The following is an 18987-nucleotide window of genomic DNA, read 5'->3' as shown; positions in this document are numbered from 1 at the left end:
CCATATTTCTGTGGTTTTGAAAAGTGGCAGGATTTCAAGTCTGCGGATTAAGGTTATATTCTTGTTTTGTTGGGTGTCACTGGTGACACTAGGGGTAGTGTCATATACGACACTAGGGGTAGTGTCATACATGACACTAGTGTCACTGGCGACACTAGGTAAAATCCACGAATCATAATTCTTATTAAATCGTATAATATTACCGTCATGTTCACCGCGATTTCCTGTTATGAATATCATATTTTTCGCAACAAGAGATGAGATGTTGCGTATAGCGTTTCTTCGTTGTATGCTAATTGCTTTTGCGATGAATGAATACGATAATTCAGTTTCTTTTCTCCCATTGAAACCATATGTATAACGTAAAATCACAAGAATTGTTTTTAATTCAAGACACGTCAACCTAGCAGAATAGATATGTTCCAGCAACTCATTCGCAATCGCCGTATACCCGTTTTCTTTCTGCGGACTAGCCACGCTATCACCGCCTTTTCACGGTAACCGGGATTATAACCGCACCGGCACCGGCTGGATACCCTTTGCCGGCTGTTCCGCTGGTTCTGCCGTGCCCTGCTCCAGTGGTTCACAGTTCAGAAACGCCGCAAACTTCGCCTGATTGATCAAGTACCGGCTGCCGATCTTCACGGTAAAGGCTGCCCCTCGCTTGCTTCGCGCCAGTTTCCGCACGGTGTAGGAGGACAGCCCGAAGGCTTTCGCTGTTGTGTCGATGTTCTCCATGTGGGGGATTATATATGTAAATGTTGTGTTATCCATAATATTTTACCTCCGTGGTATTGTAAACCTGCTCAAAATGTGGTATACTATGAGCAGGCTATATTTCATGCTTGACATTCCTTGAATAAGCATTTTGCGTGTGTTCCTGTTGCCGCAGGAATGCACGCTTTTTCTTTTTTTCTGGTGGTTCTCGTCCTCGCATATGTTCGTCCTTTCTGCCGGCTCTCCGGCGGTCAAGTTGTGGGTTTTTCTCTTTGTTAGATTGGTTTACGCCTGCTCATTTGATGCAATTGTCTTCACCGCATCCAGAAAGCGGCGGCTCTCATCTTCTGTCAGATCACGGCGCATGAAACGTGTCATGTATGCCTCAGATACGCCCCAGAGGGCGGCAATCTGCCAGAAACAAACACCGGCTTTTTTTGCTGTCTTTCGCAAGTTTATATTTTTCAGATCTCCTCGCATGTTTTTCACCTCCAGAAATATATAAGGTTTTTTTGAAAATGGGGTTGCAATCGTTGTCAAGTCGTGGTATAATTCGCTTGATGATGATTATATTTTACAGCAAAAAAAGCCGCTTGTAAACTTTATAAAACACGAAACACCAAAAAGAGAAAATTTGTATTTCTGATATAAAAATCATACGATAAATAGCTATATTATGCGAAAAATAGTTGCGCAACAAATAATTCTTATCATCATTTTTCATTCTGCGTTATAAAAAAAGCTGTTTTATAATGATTATTCGTTCAGAACCATATTAAGCTTTTGTAATTTATGCCTGTTATAAAATCAGAAACATATATAAATGAATTATTATTTTTGCATTTACATGGAGGTAATAAGCATGCCCAAATGGAGCAGGAAACGACAGAATAAAGACGGCACATTCTCCTATACTTTCCGCGTCTATCGTGGCTACACGACAGAGGGAGAACGCCTGAAACCTTATGTGCATACATGGAAAAGCCCTGTCAATCTGACAGAACGGCAGGCGGATAAAGAGGCAGAACGCCAGGCGCTGCGATTCGAGGAACAGTGCAAGACAGGACTTGCCGGCAATGCCACCAGAATCACCCTTGCGGAATTTGTGCCGGTGTATCTGGAGCAGAAAAAGCCGGCTCTTTCTCCAACTACTTATGACTATTATTGCAGGGCAATTGAATTAAAAATACTTCCTGCTCTCGGTCATTTCAAATTACAGGATATAAAGCCGGTACACGTGCAAGCTTTCATACAACAGCTTTGCAACGTTGACAAGATGAACAGAAACAGAACAGAAACAGGGCAGCATCTTTCACCGGCAACGGTTCGGCGGAATCTTACTATATTGCAATCCATCATGAAGCTGGCAATCAAGCGGCGCATTCTCACAGAGAACCCGGCGCGGGCGGAACTTCTGGACATTCCGAAAGTTACTGCCCCGAAGATTGACATTTTCACAAAGCAGGAAGCCGCCGCCATGCTGGAGGCGCTGGAGGGGGAGCCGCTGCAATTTCAAGTATTGATACAGCTTGCAATCATCACAGGGGCACGCCGTGGGGAACTGGTTGCCCTGAAATTCTCAGACATCGACAGGCAATCCAACAAGATCACCATAGAACGTGCTGCAATCAAACGAACCGGACAGCCACCAGAGATAAAGCCGCCGAAAGATTATGAAGTGAGAACTGTTGCAGTGAGTCCGCAGTGCATTGAACTGATTGACCGCTTGGAACAGGAAAAGCGGCTGCAGCGGCGCACGTTGGGGACATACTGGCATGAGGGCGGCTGGCTATTTACACAGGATAACGGCGAAATGATGAACCCACAGACCCCCACAAAGCAGTTTTCAAAGTTCCTGAAACGCCATGGCTTTCAGCATAGAAAATTCCACGCCCTGCGGCATACATCGGCAACGCTGCTCTTGTATGGCGGTGTCAGCCTGAAACAGGTACAGGGGCGGCTTGGGCATGGAGACATTGAAACCACGAACAAATACTTGCATTGTCTTGCAGAGGCAGACGAAGAAGCGGCTTGCGTGTTGCAAGATATGCTGTTGACCTGCTCAAAGCATCCGAAAGATGCAGGGGAACAGGCAGAACAGAAACAGGCGTAAAAAAAGACCGTCACCGGATGTATTCCAGTGGCGGTTATTTTGTCTGTAAGCACACTGTGCGGCTCTGTATGGCGTTTTAGCTTGCTCATTGTGAAATTTATAGGGTTATTCTTTGCACTTGTATATGGTGATTCTGAGGGCTTTTGAACATGTGGTAAGAACGATGTACAAAAATGTTATCCGTGCAGAGGGTGTGCATCATTGACATACTCAAATTTGAGTAGCGAAAACTATATCTGAACCCGCTCAATTTTGAGCGAGTTTGAAAATCCAATGCATAGACTAAAACACTGCTTCTCAGTTTTACTCAATTTTGAGTAATAGCTTTTGCTCATTTTTGAGAGAAAGCCGTTTTCTGAGAAAATAGAAACCGGCTTGCATTGCCTATTCGTCAGATCTGGCGGTTAGGCTTTTGGACTTTTCTGTCTGAAAGTCGCTTTCCAGAAATGGAAACCAATTGAGCACAAGCACGGAATAAGTCATTTTTGTATGTGCGCTTTTGTGTGCGCCATTTGTGCGCCAAAGATAGAATTGTGCGCCATAGTGCACGACAAAAGCCAATAAGTGAAAACTGAAAACATACCGATATTGCGTTATTTTCAGCAGATTTGAGCAGGATTGAAAAAACGTTTCTACACTTTGGGGTGGTAGAGGCCGCCCGTTCAAGTCGGGTCACTCAGACCAATTTTTTACGCAGTTCTGGAATTGTTCCGGGGCTGCGTTTTTTTGTTTGTATGATTTTTTTAACAGTACAACAAAAGGGACTATTGCAGGCAGTCGAAATCCAACAGGAAAACGGTGCAATGTGAGCATCACACCCTACAAATTACCACAATTTGCGTGACGTTTTGTAGGAGTCGATGCCTGCATCGACCCGTAAACCAGGATTTTACTGTCCTTGCAGCAGTCCCTTTTTTGTAAAATATTCGTTGACATTTCCAGTCGTATCCTGTATCATAGAACACGAAGAGAGCATATCCTACGCGGATACATATTGTATATGTGTATAGGCGGTCAAATCCAACTCCCAGCCGTAGTGATACGGTGTAAGGGAGGTGTTGCTTTATGACATGGATGGAGTTTTTAACTTTACTCATGGTCGTTTGCCAGATTATTATTATTCTGCAAAACAGCAACAATAAACGGAAATAACCGCCCCAGCAGCCAACTTGGACGGTTATTTCTATAATCTCTAAACTTGGGGAGCTGACCGCCGAAGCGATATGCTCTCTTCCCTTATAGTATACCCGATAACGCAGCATCTGTCAAGGGTTCTTTTCAAAAAATCATGTAGGGGCGAACATTGTTCGCCCGCCGGACATTCTCCGGTAAAGCAAGAGCAAATACAGTTCGCCCCTACGATTTTCCATAAAACGCCCGGTTTAATTCTGCCTTGTATTCGGCCCCAGAGCTTCTTTTTTCACATTGTGTTCCTGGTTCTGTTTGAAGTCCTTCTTGCTGATTTTGGCTTCTGTATTTGCCTTGGGCTGTTTCTCCAGCATATTTCTCACCTCACGGATAGTATGCCCCGTTACCGCCATTTCAACCATTACACAAAAAGAGCATCCCAGCCCCAAGCCGAGATGCTCATTTTCGTTGATACGGAAAAAACCGCAGCGTTTCTTAGAACTTGCCAGCCTTAGCAGCCTCTTCTACAGAAACAGCAACAGCAACCGTAGCGCCAACCATAGGATTGTTGCCCATGCCGATGAGACCCATCATCTCTACGTGTGCCGGAACGGAGGAAGAACCTGCGAACTGTGCATCAGAGTGCATACGTCCCATGGTGTCGGTCATACCATAGGAAGCCGGGCCTGCAGCCATGTTGTCCGGGTGCAGGGTACGGCCTGTACCGCCGCCGGAAGCAACGGAGAAATACTTCTTGCCCTTGTCGATGCATTCCTTCTTGTAGGTGCCTGCAACCGGGTGCTGGAAGCGAGTGGGGTTCGTGGAGTTACCAGTGATGGAAACGTCAACGCCTTCCTTCCACATGATCGCAACGCCTTCGGTAACATCGTTTGCGCCGTAGCAGTTAACCTTTGCACGAGGGCTGTTTGCATCCTTGGAGTAGCACTTGCGGAATACTTCCTTGACCTCACCGGTGTAGTAGTCCATTTCGGTCTCAACATAAGTAAAGCCATTGATTCTTGCGATGATCTGTGCAGCGTCCTTGCCCAGACCATTCAGGATAACACGGAGGGGTTCCTTACGAACCTTGTTTGCCTTTTCAGCGATACCGATCGCACCCTCAGCAGCAGCGAAGGACTCGTGGCCAGCCAGGAAAGCGAAGCACTTTGTATCTTCTTCCAGGAGCATCTTGCCCAGGTTGCCGTGGCCGAGACCAACCTTACGCTGGTCAGCAACAGAGCCGGGGATACAGAAAGCCTGGAGACCCTCGCCGATTGCAGCAGCAGCGTCAGCAGCACGGCGGCAGCCCTTCTTGATTGCGATGGCAGCGCCGACAGTATAAGCCCACTTTGCGTTCTCGAAGCAGATGGGCTGAATGCCTTCCACCATCTTGTATACATCCAGGCCGGCAGCCTTTGTGACCTCAGCAGCGCCCTCGATGGAGTCGATGCCGTATTCCTTCAGAACAGCCAGAACCTGCTTTTCTCTTCTCTCATATGATTCAAATAATGCCATGGGTATGTATCCTCCTGTTCTTATTCTTTTCTCGGGTCTACAAACTTGACAGCGTCAGCCACACGGCCATACTGACCCTGTGCCTTTTCGAAAGCCGTATTTGCATCATCGCCAGCCTTGATGAAGTCCATCATCTTGCCGAAGTTGACAAACTTATAGCCGATGATCTCGTCATCCTCGTCCAGTGCGATAGCAGTTACATAGCCGTCAGTCATTTCCAGGTAACGAGGGCCCTTCTTCAGGGTGCTGTACATGGTACCAACCTGAGAACGCAGACCCTTGCCCAGATCCTCCAGGCCAGCGCCGATGGGCAGACCTTCTTCAGAGAAAGCACTCTGAGAACGGCCGTATACGATCTGCAGGAACAGCTCACGCATTGCGGTGTTGATGGCATCGCAGACCAGGTCTGTGTTCAGTGCTTCCAGAACAGTTCTGCCCGGCAGAATCTCAGCAGCCATAGCAGCGGAGTGTGTCATACCGGAGCAGCCGATGGTCTCAACCAGAGCCTCCTGAATGATGCCCTCCTTTACGTTCAGGGTCAGCTTACATGTACCCTGCTGCGGAGCGCACCAGCCGATGCCGTGTGTCAGACCGGAAATATCGCTGATTTCCTTTGCCTTTACCCACTTTGCTTCCTCAGGGATCGGTGCTGCGCCGTGCTGAACGCCCTGCTTTACACAGCACATCTCGTTTACTTCGTTTGAATAAATCATGGTCAAACTCCTTTCATGGTGTGGCATTGTATGCGTTTTCGCCATACAAAATCATTATACTACATTTTCCGCCGGGAATCAAGCTTTTTTTCTGTAAAATATTCGTTTTCAAAAAAAGCCGGAGAAAATCTGCGCATTTCCCAAAAAAAGAAGCCGCTGTGTAATATGGGCAACACCGCACAAAGAGCGCCTGACGGCTTTGCACGTCATATGCTTGCATCTTTTCCGTCATATTTCACAAAAATGCTCGTGAATACACAAAGTATTCACTGCGCTTTTTGTTTCATCTGACGAAAAATCTGACGGCGCATCTGACGCACAATCTTTGTGCGGTATTGCCTATGGCATCACCGCACGATCTCTGCACGGTATTGCCCACAAAACACTGCGGCAAAAACAAGGGCAGCACCACGCAAAGACCGCCTGACGGTTTTGTGCGGTGTTGCTCAAGAAAATATTGACTAATCGACTGTATCATCGTTTTTTTCGCGGAAGATCCAGCATTTCAGCGCACAGACATCACGCATGCAGGCACAGATATCGTCCTCGCTCAGCATTGAGAGCTTTTCCATGGGCAGCGCGAGCATCTGGTTGATCCAATAGACCGCATGGCTTCGTACCTCTGGCAGAAGTGCGCCGCACTCCAGCTGCACCGCAGCCAGGGACATCCAGAAAACCGGAGCCGATTCTCTGGGCGGTTCTTCTTCCTGATACCGCTGGATCACCACATCAGTTGCTTCCCGTGCATCATGTCCGGACTGGACCTGCATGGTATAGATCTGTCTCACTTCACGTGCAAGCGCCGCAGAAAAAAGCGGAGAGCGCCATGAAATCATAATCTGCTCCTTTTGACATCCGGCACCGCCGATCCGGCGGCAGACCGGTGGGAAAATGCATACAGCGAGCAGTCAATTGGGAACAATTTTATCATACCAGATGATTTTGAATTTTTTGCCATAAACTTCTTGCATATTTGGAACTTCTTTGGTAAGTTTTTTCTGGAACCGGAATACGGAAATCAATCTGTCTGCCCACCGGAAACTTGCCTGCATTCGCCTCGGATTGGCTGTGGTCGTTGGGGCTATGGCGGGCGGATGATATTCGCCCCTACAGTTCACAGGTTTGATGATATCATATATATATCATAAAATTGATTTTTCACCCCTGCCAAACACGGAAATCAATTTTATAGGAAAGAACCCCTCAGTCACGGCTGCGTCGTGCCAGCTCCCCTTAGTTGCCTCCCCTGAAAGGGGAGGGGGACCATTGCGCAGCAATGGTGGAGGGGTGATTGAATTGAAACAAAAAATCGATTTCCGTGCCTGCCAAAAAGAAATACTTGCATTCTCTCGCAAAAAGTGTTATAATAATATTATTCGTGTGCAGACGGCACGGGCGGCGTATGTCCGGGGCTGGAACTGCAAAAAAACTTGATACGATTGGAAGGTAATTCATATGAAAAAACACGGCTTCAGATATCTGGCACTCTGTGTCAGTGCGGCACTTCTCATGGGAACACTGGGCGGCTGCGGCTCCAAGTCGGAGGGCGGCTCTGCGGATGCCGGCAGTACCGCAGACGGCGATTCCTTTATCATCACGCTGTATCCCGATGTGGCTCCCATCACCTGCGAAAACTTCGAGAAACTGGTGAAAGATGGCTTCTATGACGGGCTGACATTCCACCGTGTGGTAGAGGACTTCATGGCACAGGGCGGCGACCCCAACGGCAACGGCACCGGCGGCAGCAGCGAGAATATCAAGGGCGAATTTTCGCTGAACGGCGTGGAAAATAACCTCTCCCACACCAGAGGTGTTGTATCTATGGCACGTTCTCAGGACTACGACAGTGCATCCAGCCAGTTCTTCATCTGCTATACTGACGACTGCACCTTCCTGGACGGACAATATGCCGCTTTCGGTAAGGTGACCGAGGGCATGGAGATTGTGGATTCCTTCCTGGAAGTGGAACGCTCTCTGGGCGGTGACGGCGCTCTGTCCTCTCCCAACAGCCCCATTATTATGGAAGAAGTCAAGATGATCGACGATGATGCCGACGGCAATCCCCGTGTCCAGATCACCATGAACGACTTTCTGAACGGCGAAAGCAGCGCAGAATAATTTTGTATTGCGAATGGTCTACAGCAGGCACGTATCCGGGTCGGGCGTGCCTGCTGTGCTGTCCGTGTAACACTTGGGAGGAATCCAGTATGTCAAAAATCACTCGTTTTTTTGAGACCATGCAGCAGAGCCGTGTGGCATTCATCGGCACCGGCGTCACAAACGGCGACATCATCCGCCTGTTCCGCAAAAAGGGTATTGATGTAACCCTGCTGGACAGAAAGTCCCCGGAACAGCTGGGGGATACTTACGGCGAATTCCAGGCGCTGGGGGTTTCCTTCCGTCTGGGGGAGACTTATCTCGACAGCCTCACGGATTTCGATGTGGTATTCCGTTCGCCGGGGATGTACTATCATAATGCAAAATTACAGGAGGCACGGAAAGCCGGGGTTGTGATCACTTCCGAAATGGAGGTATTCTTCTCCCTGTGCCCCTGCAAGATCTACGCCGTCACCGGTTCTGACGGAAAGACTACCACCACCACACTGATCTCCGAATTCCTGTCCCGTGCCGGATTCCGGGTACACAAGGGCGGAAATATCGGCCGTGCCCTGCTGCCCATCATTGAAGATATCCGGGAAGAGGATGCCGCTGTGGTGGAGCTGTCCAGTTTCCAGCTGCTGTCCATGCGCCAGTCTCCGGATGTGGCGGTGATCACCAATATCGCACCCAATCATCTGGATGTTCACGGTACCATGGAGGAATATATCTACGCCAAGACCAACCTCATTGCCCATCAGGATGCCTTCTCCCGGACGGTACTCAACCTGGACAACGAACCCACCATGGCGCTGGCATCCATGGTACGTGGCACCCTGACCACCTTCTCACGCCGCACAAAGCCGGAATACGGCACCTTCCTCCGGGAGGACGGCATGCTCTGCTATACCGAACAGGACAGCGTAACGCCTGTGGTACACAAGGACGATATCCGTATTCCGGGGATGCACAATGTGGAAAACTATCTGGCAGCCATCGATGCGGTCTGGGGTACGGTTTCCGTGGAGGATATCCAGTATGTGGCAAAGAACTTCGGCGGTGTGGAGCATCGCATTGAATTCGTCCGGGAACTGGACGGCGTGAAGTGGTATAACGACAGCATCGCCACAAGTCCCACACGTGTACTCGCCGGACTGCGTTCCTTCTCCCAGAAGCTCATTGTGATTATGGGCGGCTATGACAAGAAGATTCCCTTTGAACCCATGGCGGATACGGTTTGCCAGCAGGTGAAGCTGGTGCTCCTCATGGGTGTCACTGCGGAGAAGATCGAGACTGCCATTCGGGGCAGTCAGTATTATCAGGAGGGCGCACCGGAACTGGTACACGTCAGCTCCATGGAAGAGGCTGTCCAGGAGGCACGGAAACGTGCAAAGTCCGGGGATATTGTGACCCTTTCTCCAGCATGCGCCAGCTTCGATCTGTATCCCAACTTCGAGGCACGTGGTATCCACTACAAAAATCTGGTAAAGGAGCTGCACTGAGACATGGACTTTATCACAGTACTGACCCAGCTGACTGCTCCTGCCGGTGTTTCCGGCAGTGAGATGCCCATTGCACAGACTGCCGCTGCACTTTTGGAACCCTACTGCGATCAGGTGGAATGCACCCAGGGCAATGTCTTGGGGATTCTGGGGGAGCGCAGTCCGGAAAAACCTCATGTACTTCTGGATGCCCATATGGATCAGGTGGGCTTTTTGGTGACAGCCATTACCGAGGACGGCTTTGTCCGGGTGGGCAATGCAGGGGGGATGGACTATCGTCTCATGCCGGCACAGCGTGTGATGCTCCACGGCAAACGGGATATCCCAGGGGTGATCTGCTGTATTCCGCCCCATCTGCAGGGCGGTGAGGAGCATGTGCTCTCCGTCACGGAGCTTGCCATTGATACAGGCTATGCAAAATCGGAGCTGGAACAGTGGATCGCACCGGGAGACAGCGTATCCTTTGATATGCCCCTGCGTGCCCTGGAATACGGCAGGGTAGCCGGCTGTTCTCTGGACGACCGCTGCGGTATGGCGGCGATTCTGTACGCACTGGAACTGGTTGCAGGGGAAGCACTGCCCTGTTCCGTCAGCGTCCTCTTTTCCACACAGGAGGAGACCGGGGAACGTGGTGCGACCATCGGTGCATATACCATCGACCCGGACATTGCCCTTGCCGTAGACGTGACCTTTGCGCTGGGACATGGTGACGACCCGGTGAAGTGCGGCAAAATGGGTGGCGGTCCTATGATCGGTATCTCGCCGTCCCTGTGCCGTGGCGTGACAGATGCACTGATCGCTGCGGCAGAAGGGGAGCATATTCCATGGCAGCCGGAGGTCATGTCCGGTATGACGGGGACGAATGCAGACCGGTTCTCCGTCACAAGAGGCGGTGTCTGTGCAGGAACTGTCTCCATCCCATTGCGCTATATGCACACGCCCTCTGAGGTGATTCAGATCTCGGATGTGGAAGAAACAGGCAAGCTGCTGGCGGCGTATCTCAGGAGGTGCGGAACATGCTGAAACACTTGAAAGAATTATGCGATCTCTGTGCCGTATCCGGCGATGAGGGGGCAGTCCGGGAATATATCATCCACGTTCTGGAGCAGACCGACCATGTCTCCTGGGAGATCGACCCACTGGGCAGTCTGCTGGTGCAGAAGCACGGCAGAGATCGTGCCCCCCATAAGCTGATGATTAGTGCCCATATGGATGAGGTAGGGCTTATTGTGACCCACATCAACGGAGACGGTACCCTGTGTATCGCACCGGTAGGCGGCGTGGATGCAGCTGTGGCCATGGGAAGGCAGGTACTGGTGGGCAGGGAACGGATTCCCGGTGTCATTGGTGCAAAGCCGGTGCATCTGCTGTCCAAGGAGGAAAAGGACGCACTGCCCAAATTCAACAGCCTGACGCTGGATATCGGCGCATCTTCCGGGGAAGAAGTACGGAAGATTGCCGGCATCACCGAGGGCACCTATGCCTATTTTGCACCGGATTTCCGGGAGATGGGGGATAACCGCATATGCAGCAAGGCGATCGACGACCGTGCCGGATGTGCACTGCTCCTGCATCTGCTGGAACAGGATGTGCCCTATGATTTCACAGCGGCATTTCTGGTGCAGGAGGAGATCGGACTGCGTGGGGCAAAGGCTGCGGCGTATACCGTAGCACCGGAATTCGCATTGGTACTGGAGGCAACTACAGCGGCGGATATTGCCGGGGCTGAGGGGGATGCCAGAGTATGCAGTCTGGGCGGCGGCCCTGTGGTATCCTTCATGGATCGCAGTACCATCTACGATCGGGAGATGTACCGTCTTACTTTTGAGATCTGCAAGGCAGAGGGCATACCCTGCCAGACAAAGTCCCGTATCGCCGGAGGCAATGACAGCGGTGCCATTCATGTGAGCCGTGGAGGCGTGCGCACGTTGGCAGTATCCCTGCCCTGCCGCTATCTCCACTCGCCGTCCTGCCTGGCCGACCTGGACGATCTGGACGCCTGTGCAAGGCTCATTCCCATCTTACTGGAAAAACTCATGGAAGAAGTATAATCCTTATGATACAACAAATCACATCGTTTACTGCCGGAGAGATTGCCTTTCTGGAACAGAGTTGGCGTGGCAGACAGATGCTTGCCTACCAGAAAGCATACGGCGGTACTTATGATTTCTGCCGATTTTTCCGGGTGACATCCCCGGAGGGAAGGGGCTGGATGTTCCTGTTCAATGCCACGCTCCTGATCTGTGCGGAGGAGAACGTGGCTGCGGAGGAGATCTGCGCCTTTACTGCCATGCATCTGCCATTCCGTGTGGAATGTCCGCCCTTTTTGCTGGACGCACTGGGACAGATACCCAATTACCAGAAGCTGCACCGTGCGGCATTTGCCCTGACGCCTGCGGCAACTTCGGAGCAGTTCTGCCCGGAGGACGTGAATACAGCGCCGAAATTGCAGGATGTCTACGAGATCTTGCAGGAGGGCTTTCCCAATCTGCTGGAATATTCCCTGTGGCTGACGGATGTATCCCATCGCTGCCGCCACGGTATGAGCCGGGTGCTGACCTATAAGAACAGCTCCACCCTGACACTGATCTACGACTGGAAGGATTACGTTCTGGTGGGACAGGTGGCAACCAGACGTGCCCAGCGCGGCAGTGGATACGCCCGGGATTTTCTCCGCTGGACAGCCGCACAGCTGGCACAGCAGGGGAAACAGGCAGTACTGTTCGCACTGGATGTACGCATCAGCTTTTACCGGGAGATCGGCTTTCAGGAGATCGCTTCGGAATATGTGCTGGAGCGACAGGATATCCAAAAAGAGGAACAAGAGAAAGGAGCACTGTGATCCATGGAGATACAGGAATTTTTCCCTCTGGACGACCGTCTGCTGGAAGCGGCGGAACAGGCAGAGGAACGCTGTCGGGATGACTTTGCGAAAATAGAAGAAAACGCCGCCTATAACGGGGCAAAGGTACTGGCTGCCTTTCAGAAGAGCCGTGTCAGTGAGCCGTGTTTCTACGGCACCACAGGCTATGGCTACGGCGATCAGGGCAGGGAAGTCCTCGATCAGGTGGTAGCCAATACATTCGGCACAGAGGATGCGCTGGTACGTCACAATTTCGTCTCCGGCACCCATGCACTGAGCGTGGCACTCTTCGGTATCCTGCGTACCGGGGATAAGATGGTTTCCCTCACAGGGCGTCCCTACGATACCCTGGAGGGTGTCATTGGTCTGACCGGAGATGAGAAAAGCGGTTCCCTGAAAAATTTCGGCGTGCAGTATGAGGAAGTGCCGCTTCTGGCAGACGGTACACCGGATTATGACGCAATACCCGAAGCAGTCCGTGGTGCAAAGGTGGCATATATCCAGCGCTCCCGGGGATACTCTCTCCGTCCGGCACTGACCACGCCTCAGATTGAACGTCTGGCAAAGCTGGTACGCAGTACGAACCCGGAGGCTGTCATTATGGTGGACAACTGCTACGGGGAATTTGTGGAAAAACGTGAGCCGGTACAGGTGGGATGCGATCTCATGATCGGCTCCATGATCAAAAATGTGGGCGGCGGCATTGCACGTACCGGCGGTTATATTGCCGGGAAGAAAGAACTGGTGCAGCAGTGCGCCGAACGGCTCACCTGTATCGGTATGGGCAAGGAAGTGGGCTGTACACTGGAGATGAACCGGGAACTGTACCTGGGCTTTTTCCATGCCCCGGATACCACTGCAAGTGCCCTGAAAACAGCGGATTTTGCAGCGGCATTGTTCGGTCAGCTGGGCTTTTCCTGCTACCCCAAGGTGGGCGAGGTGCGCGGTGATATTGTGGAAGCCATCCAGCTGGGGGATGAGGCACGCCTGACTGCATTCTGTCAGGGTATCCAGCAGGGATCGCCGGTAGATGCCTTTGTGGTACCCGAAGCATGGGATATGCCAGGCTATACCAGCAAGGTCATTATGGCGGCAGGCGCATTCACCATGGGTGCGTCCATTGAGCTGTCCGCCGATGCCCCCATCCGGGAACCCTTTGCCGTCTGGATGCAGGGCGGCATTACTTACACCTCCGGCAAGATCGGCATCCTTCTTGCGGCACAGAAGCTTCTGGAACAGGGTCTGATTTCCCTTTAATTCTGGTTGGATACCCCTCCACCATTGCTGCGCAATGGTCCCCCTCCCCTTTCAGGGGAGGCAGATCATGATCTTTGCGGGTGGATATTGGCGGGCGACCAATGGTCACCCCTACAATGGGTTTCTGTTTTATAATATGTGATAGGCAAAACCGGCGGTAACGCTGCAAATGTAGGGGCGGATATCATCCGCCCGTCTGATATTTACCCTTGTATTGTACCGAAACAGTATCAAAAATGTTACAAATGGCTACAATTTAGGCAGTGACGCCAGAAAATTACCGAAAAACAGTTGACATCCATTCGTGTTACTGGTAGAATAAAATGTGCAGGATTTGTTTTCACGGCATTTTCCTGCCCAATTAGCAATGAAGAAAAACAGGAGGTATCGCTTTGGGAGAACGGAAACTATGCTTTGGCTGTATGGAACGCACGGAATTTTCCGGGGGTGTCTGCCCGAATTGCGGATATTATGACCAATCTCCGAGTGACCCGTCTTTTATTATTCCAGGTACACAGCTGAATCAGCGCTATATCGTAGGCGTGGCACTTGCCGCAAACGGCGAGGGTATCACCTATCTCGCCTATGACCAGTCCATCGGCTGTAAGGTGCTGCTGCGGGAATATATGCCCCACAACCTCTGCAACCGTGTCACCGGCTCGCCGGTCATCAGCGTCATTCCGGCACGTCTGGCGCAGTATAAGGCACTTATGGCAGAATTCACAGAGCTGCACAAATCCCTGGCACGTCTGCGGGGTCAGGTGCATGTGAGCACTGTGGTGGATCTTTTTGCGGAAAATAATACCACCTATGTGGTGGATGAATACATCGGCGGCATTCGCTTTGTGGACTATCTGAAAGACAATGCCGGGGAGCTGACCTGGGGACAGCTGTCCCGGATGCTGCCGCCTCTCATGACAACTCTGAGCCTGCTGCATAATTCCGGCGTGGTACACCGTGCCATTTCACCGGATACCATTTATGTGACGGAAAAAGGGGAACTCATTCTCACCGCCTTTTCCATTGCGGCAGTGCGTACCGCCAATACGGAACTGGAGTGCGAGATCTACAACGGCTACGCCGCACCGGAACAGTATGCCGCAAACGGCAGACAGGGTACCTGGACGGATGTCTATGCCGTCTGCGCCGTGATTTATCGTGTCCTCACCGGCTCTATGCCGCCCTCTGCCATCAGCCGTATGGAAAATGATAACCTGGTGGCACCGGCAGTGCTGAATCCCAATGTGCCCCGCCATGTGTCCAATACCATTATGCAGGGACTGAATCTCAACGGTTCTGAGCGTACCCAGACGGTGACAGAGCTTGTGACACGTCTCTTCGATGAACATGCCGCAGAGGAGGATATGATCTATGGCGGCTATGACCCGGGCTATGGTCAGAACTATGAGCCCCAGGATCAGATGCCCTATGCCGATGAACCCTACAACGGCTATGAGGAAGAGGAATATCCCGACTATGACACAGGCTATTCCGATGATTATGCCTATGACGACTACCAGGAAGAGGACTATGACGAGCCCCAGAGAGCCGGGGCAGTGGATCGGCTGAAAGTGCCTATTATAGTCGGTATCGTTCTCCTGCTGGTGCTGCTCATCTGCGTCTTTGTCTTTGCAGGTGATCTCTTCGACAGCGGCGAGGAATCCTCTGCCTTGCAGACAACGGCTGTGACCCAGGAAACACTTCCTGCGGAAACAGAAGCCGCAACCACAGAAGAAGCTACCGGCGACAGCATTATGCCCAGCCTTCTGGGGAAAAATTTCGAGAATCAGAAGAGTCAGTACGCCTCCTGGATCTCCTTTGACGTGGAGGAAGTGTTCAGCGATGAATATGCTGCCGGTCAGATCTGCTGGCAGGAATTCGAAGCCGGTGCAACTTTCGATTCTTCCCGTCCTGTAAAGGTACAGGTCAGCAAGGGTCCGGCAACTGTGGAGATCCCGTCCTATTCCGGTCACGGCGTCAACTCCTATTCCGAAAAACTGGACGAACTGCACATTCCCTATACCACCGTGGCAGAAGAAAACCAGGGCTACAGCAACGGCGGCATTATCCGTGTTGTTATCACCAAGAATGGTCAGGAGACCGAGGTCACTCCGGGCGACACTGTGAACCTGAACGACAACTATCAGGTCATTGTGTACTATGCCAACAATCCGGTTCCGGAGACCACTGAGCCGCCGACCACAGAACCGCCGGCAGAGACACAGCCGCCGGTACAGACCACCCTTCCGGCAGAACAACCGGCTGTAACGGAAGCGCCTGCCGCCCCGGAAGTTCCGGCACAGTAATATGATTTGTATGTATCATGCAGACTGACAGCGATGTTGGTCTGCATTTTTTTATTGTTGGGCGTGCCGTGTCCTGAAATGTGGGTATCATGCACCTGGAATTTGTGGTATCATGGCAAATGTAGGGGCGAACTGTGTTCGCCCCAACTACATTGTCACGCTTAAAACTTTACTTCCTGTCTGGAAATCAGAAGCGTAGGGCGGGGGCTTGCTCCCGCCGTATTTATCTGAATTTTTCAATTGTAGAAAGATAAGGTTTTAAGTGGGACTTTGTAGTAGGGGCGAACATTGTTCGCCCGTGGTGGCTTCCGGTGATTTGTGGGCGAACGCAGTTCGCCCCTATATTTGCACAGAATTCGTGCAATTTGTGATTGTTGGAAATACGGCGGGCGGATGATATCCGCCCCTACAGTGGGCTTCTGTCATGTTCAGAAACGGCGGGAGCAAGCCCCCGCCCTACGCTTCTTGAAATCAAAGGTAAAGTTTTAGGCGTGACAATGTACTACAATGGGGATTTTCATTCTGTCCACGCATCCGGGTGTATCGTGATATTTCTGTTTTCCTTTCAGAGATGCAAGCAATGTAACAAGGTAAAAATATAAAAAGTCACACGTTAGGTATTTAATTCAGGTGACAGAAACATAATATTACCATGTACACGGTTACAAAAGGAAAGTGAAATGCTGAATCCTCTTTCATTTGTAAAAACTGCTGTTTTTTACTGAAAAAACGCGTAAAAAACTGTTGACTTTCACTTGCGTATGTGGTAAGATAATATCAAGGAAAGGGAACAGCGAACAGGAGCTGGCGAGAAGCTCCCAGGCGATGGGTTCCCAAGCGATAGGTTTCCCAAGGTCTAAGGTTTCATCCTTTTGCGGAAACGATTTTACATCAAAAAGGAGGGCGAGGTCCGATGGCAAGTGAAGAGTCACAGCTGCATATGCTGTCAGCGTCGGATACTTCGTCGGCTGCACAAGAATAAGAGGGTAGCGAGGAATCGGTTCTGACCGGTTGAGGGCACTCAGGAAATGATAATGAATTTGTGAGCCGTGAAATCCGATGAATGACGTAAGCAACTGTTTACGCCGCAAATCTGTTATTGGAATTGGCAGCATATGATTTCCAATTCAATGCGATGACGGCATTGAATCTCCGACAGAATTGTCTTTATTATATATGCTGATCGGAACCAAGTAACAAACTTTAGGTGATTCCCATGAAGTGAATTGTTTTGATTTTTGGGTAAAAAATCTCCGAAGAAAAGGTGAGTCCCATGGAAGAAGCGTTCTGTGTTATCTGAAATTGAATACAGGAAAGGTGAGTCCCATGGCTTGATCGGTATTGTACGAAGAAAATCATAGAAGCGTGTTCAGAAGAAAGGGCGTGTTTCATATGTGGTTTTTGAAGCGAATTTGTGTACGGTACGAAACAACGTGAGGAGTGAGTCCAATCGAAACGCTTGCGAAAGAATGAAAGTTCTTTCAACTTTACTTAAATTGAATATGTTGCAAATCCGGAATGGAGGTCTCCTGTTCCGGATTTTTTGCGTAAAAAAGAGGCTGTTGCAAGCAGTCAAAATCCAACAGGAAAACGGTGCGATGCCCATATCGACCCGTAAATCAGGATTTTGCTGTTCTACAACAGCCCATTATGTTTCGCTGAAATATTTCCCCTGCCAGCAGTCGGTCTGTTTCAGGTGCTGCCCGATGGCGTTGCGCACGCCAGATTTGTTCCGGCTCCAGAGGGGTGCCAGAAGCTGCTCCGATGCGCCGTCACCTGTCAGCCGTTCGATGACGGTTTCTTCCGGCAATAAGGTCAGCTGCCCGGCGGTGATCTGGACATATTCCGCCTGGGAAAGTGTCTGGATTTTGCCCTGCCGCCAGAGGTCAGCCAGGGGTGTATCCTTCAGAATATGCAGGAGGTGGAGTTTCACGCCGTCAGGTCGCAGCTGACCTACTGCACGGGCAGATTCCAGCATATCCGCATCCATTTCGCCGGGGAGACCGTTGATGAGATGGACGCAGATACGGATGTGCCGGCGGCGCAGTGCCCGGAATGCCTGCAAAAATACGGCGTAGGGATAGCCACGGTTGATTATCGCTGCCGTTTTGTCGTGGATGGTTTGCAGCCCGAGTTCCACCGTCAGGTGAGTTTTCGCCGAGAATTCCTCCAGAATATCCAGTACCGGTTCCGGGAGACAGTCCGGACGGGTGCCGATGGCAAGTCCTACGACATCCGGCTGTGCCAGGGCTTCGGCGTAGCACTGCCGCAGATATGCCGGTGTGCCGTAGGTGTTGGTGTGCGCCTGGAAATAGGCAATGAGACCGGCATGGGGGTGGGTCTTGTGTATCCGCAGGCGTTCCTGTTCCAGCTGCTGTGTAATGGTACCGGGGTGGGTGAAGTGACCGCTGCCGCCGTCGCAGAAAATGCATCCGCCTACAGAGACTGTGCCGTCCAGATTGGGGCAGGTGAATCCGGCGTCAATGACGGCTTTTTGTATGGGACGTCCGAAATAACTGTGATAATGGTCGCTGAGGGTGTGATATCGCATGGGCTGCATATGTTCAACTCCAGACAAAGAACCGGTGGGAAAGGAGAGGAGACCCACCGGTTCTTTTTCGCTTAGGTCATCTCTAAAAACCCGCTCACCCATCATCTGCGGCGCATCTTTACGCCATCTTCACTTGCGGAAAAACTTGAAATACACAAAGTATTCCTGCGTTTTTCCGCAAGTGAATCTGTCGCAAATCTGCACCACATCTGACGGATTCGGGGT

Annotated in this window: 16 protein-coding genes; 8 read left to right on the top strand and 8 right to left on the bottom strand. The window is 51.1% G+C overall.

Going from position 1 to position 18987, the window contains the following annotated elements; all coding sequences use genetic code 11:
• The 3 genes from Q0418_RS01015 to Q0418_RS01005 form a co-directional block, all read right to left on the bottom strand.
• On the bottom strand, positions 1 to 477 hold a 477-nt coding region (locus tag Q0418_RS01015; protein WP_298481683.1), incomplete at its 3' end, for a replication protein.
• Positions 478 to 507: 30 nt separating this feature from the next.
• Positions 508 to 774, bottom strand: a complete 267-nt coding sequence (locus Q0418_RS01010; RefSeq protein WP_298481682.1) for a helix-turn-helix domain-containing protein — start codon at positions 772 to 774, stop codon at positions 508 to 510.
• A 228-nt stretch (positions 775 to 1002) separates the two neighbouring features.
• Positions 1003 to 1197, bottom strand: coding sequence for a hypothetical protein (locus tag Q0418_RS01005; protein WP_298481681.1), 195 nt, complete (start codon positions 1195 to 1197; stop codon positions 1003 to 1005).
• Positions 1198 to 1579: 382 nt separating this feature from the next.
• On the opposite strand from Q0418_RS01005, the gene Q0418_RS01000 reads away from it, so the two are divergent.
• A complete protein-coding gene (locus tag Q0418_RS01000; protein WP_298481680.1) occupies positions 1580 to 2830 on the top strand; it encodes a tyrosine-type recombinase/integrase in 1251 nt (416 codons plus the stop codon).
• A gap of 1623 nt (positions 2831 to 4453) precedes the next feature.
• Here the strand turns inward: Q0418_RS01000 and Q0418_RS00995 are convergent.
• The 3 genes from Q0418_RS00995 to Q0418_RS00985 form a co-directional block, all read right to left on the bottom strand.
• Positions 4454 to 5473, bottom strand: coding sequence for a GGGtGRT protein (locus Q0418_RS00995; protein ID WP_298481679.1), 1020 nt, complete (start codon positions 5471 to 5473; stop codon positions 4454 to 4456).
• Between the two features lie 20 nt (positions 5474 to 5493).
• Positions 5494 to 6186 (bottom strand): iron-sulfur cluster assembly scaffold protein, encoded by a 693-nt coding sequence (locus tag Q0418_RS00990; RefSeq protein WP_298481678.1) that lies wholly within the window; start codon positions 6184 to 6186, stop codon positions 5494 to 5496.
• A gap of 461 nt (positions 6187 to 6647) precedes the next feature.
• On the bottom strand, positions 6648 to 7022 hold the full coding sequence (locus Q0418_RS00985; RefSeq protein WP_298481677.1) for a hypothetical protein: 375 nt from the start codon (positions 7020 to 7022) through the stop codon (positions 6648 to 6650).
• 619 nt (positions 7023 to 7641) lie between these two features.
• Between Q0418_RS00985 and Q0418_RS00980 the strand changes: the two genes are divergently transcribed.
• The 7 genes from Q0418_RS00980 to Q0418_RS00950 all read left to right on the top strand — a co-directional run bounded on the left by Q0418_RS00980 (position 7642) and on the right by Q0418_RS00950 (position 16211).
• Positions 7642 to 8304 (top strand): peptidylprolyl isomerase, encoded by a 663-nt coding sequence (locus Q0418_RS00980; RefSeq protein WP_298481676.1) that lies wholly within the window; start codon positions 7642 to 7644, stop codon positions 8302 to 8304.
• Positions 8305 to 8393: 89 nt separating this feature from the next.
• Complete coding sequence (gene murD, locus Q0418_RS00975; protein ID WP_298481675.1) at positions 8394 to 9785, top strand: UDP-N-acetylmuramoyl-L-alanine--D-glutamate ligase; 1392 nt, start codon at positions 8394 to 8396, stop codon at positions 9783 to 9785.
• Between the two features lie 3 nt (positions 9786 to 9788).
• Positions 9789 to 10808 carry a M42 family metallopeptidase gene (locus Q0418_RS00970; RefSeq protein WP_298481674.1) on the top strand — a complete coding sequence of 340 codons (1020 nt, stop codon included), beginning with the start codon at positions 9789 to 9791 and terminating at the stop codon, positions 10806 to 10808.
• Positions 10802 to 11836: a M42 family metallopeptidase gene (locus Q0418_RS00965; RefSeq protein WP_298481673.1), complete on the top strand. Its 1035-nt coding sequence runs from the start codon at positions 10802 to 10804 to the stop codon at positions 11834 to 11836. The genes Q0418_RS00970 and Q0418_RS00965 overlap by 7 nt, the downstream gene beginning before the upstream one ends.
• A 5-nt stretch (positions 11837 to 11841) precedes the next feature.
• Positions 11842 to 12627, top strand: a complete 786-nt coding sequence (locus Q0418_RS00960; RefSeq protein WP_298481672.1) for a GNAT family N-acetyltransferase — start codon at positions 11842 to 11844, stop codon at positions 12625 to 12627.
• A gap of 3 nt (positions 12628 to 12630) precedes the next feature.
• Positions 12631 to 13905, top strand: coding sequence for a methionine gamma-lyase family protein (locus tag Q0418_RS00955; RefSeq protein WP_298481671.1), 1275 nt, complete (start codon positions 12631 to 12633; stop codon positions 13903 to 13905).
• 392 nt (positions 13906 to 14297) lie between these two features.
• Positions 14298 to 16211 (top strand): protein kinase domain-containing protein, encoded by a 1914-nt coding sequence (locus Q0418_RS00950; RefSeq protein WP_298481670.1) that lies wholly within the window; start codon positions 14298 to 14300, stop codon positions 16209 to 16211.
• Between the two features lie 695 nt (positions 16212 to 16906).
• Here Q0418_RS00950 and Q0418_RS00945 read toward each other — a convergent pair.
• Positions 16907 to 17326, bottom strand: coding sequence for a hypothetical protein (locus Q0418_RS00945; RefSeq protein ID WP_298481669.1), 420 nt, complete (start codon positions 17324 to 17326; stop codon positions 16907 to 16909).
• A 533-nt stretch (positions 17327 to 17859) separates the two neighbouring features.
• Positions 17860 to 18771 carry a TIGR01212 family radical SAM protein gene (locus Q0418_RS00940; RefSeq protein WP_298481668.1) on the bottom strand — a complete coding sequence of 304 codons (912 nt, stop codon included), beginning with the start codon at positions 18769 to 18771 and terminating at the stop codon, positions 17860 to 17862.
• Between the last annotated feature and the right edge of the window lie 216 nt (positions 18772 to 18987).

Origin of the sequence: uncultured Ruminococcus sp. (assembly GCF_937915125.1) — a bacterium.
Taxonomy (GTDB): Bacteria; Bacillota; Clostridia; order Oscillospirales; family Ruminococcaceae; genus Ruminococcus_C.
This window is presented reverse-complemented; position numbering and strand designations above follow the sequence as displayed.

What these genes read in the sequence shown, in the direction of transcription:
- Q0418_RS01010 (WP_298481682.1), bottom strand. Translation starts at nt 774, where the DNA reads ATGGATAACACAACATTTACATATATAATCCCCCACATGGAGAACATC.
- Q0418_RS01005 (WP_298481681.1), bottom strand. Translation starts at nt 1,197, where the DNA reads ATGCGAGGAGATCTGAAAAATATAAACTTGCGAAAGACAGCAAAAAAA.
- Q0418_RS01000 (WP_298481680.1), top strand. Translation starts at nt 1,580, where the DNA reads ATGCCCAAATGGAGCAGGAAACGACAGAATAAAGACGGCACATTCTCC.
- Q0418_RS00995 (WP_298481679.1), bottom strand. Translation starts at nt 5,473, where the DNA reads ATGGCATTATTTGAATCATATGAGAGAAGAGAAAAGCAGGTTCTGGCT.
- Q0418_RS00990 (WP_298481678.1), bottom strand. Translation starts at nt 6,186, where the DNA reads ATGATTTATTCAAACGAAGTAAACGAGATGTGCTGTGTAAAGCAGGGC.
- Q0418_RS00985 (WP_298481677.1), bottom strand. Translation starts at nt 7,022, where the DNA reads ATGATTTCATGGCGCTCTCCGCTTTTTTCTGCGGCGCTTGCACGTGAA.
- Q0418_RS00980 (WP_298481676.1), top strand. Translation starts at nt 7,642, where the DNA reads ATGAAAAAACACGGCTTCAGATATCTGGCACTCTGTGTCAGTGCGGCA.
- murD (WP_298481675.1), top strand. Translation starts at nt 8,394, where the DNA reads ATGTCAAAAATCACTCGTTTTTTTGAGACCATGCAGCAGAGCCGTGTG.
- Q0418_RS00970 (WP_298481674.1), top strand. Translation starts at nt 9,789, where the DNA reads ATGGACTTTATCACAGTACTGACCCAGCTGACTGCTCCTGCCGGTGTT.
- Q0418_RS00965 (WP_298481673.1), top strand. Translation starts at nt 10,802, where the DNA reads ATGCTGAAACACTTGAAAGAATTATGCGATCTCTGTGCCGTATCCGGC.
- Q0418_RS00960 (WP_298481672.1), top strand. Translation starts at nt 11,842, where the DNA reads ATGATACAACAAATCACATCGTTTACTGCCGGAGAGATTGCCTTTCTG.
- Q0418_RS00955 (WP_298481671.1), top strand. Translation starts at nt 12,631, where the DNA reads ATGGAGATACAGGAATTTTTCCCTCTGGACGACCGTCTGCTGGAAGCG.
- Q0418_RS00945 (WP_298481669.1), bottom strand. Translation starts at nt 17,326, where the DNA reads ATGCTGCCAATTCCAATAACAGATTTGCGGCGTAAACAGTTGCTTACG.
- Q0418_RS00940 (WP_298481668.1), bottom strand. Translation starts at nt 18,771, where the DNA reads ATGCAGCCCATGCGATATCACACCCTCAGCGACCATTATCACAGTTAT.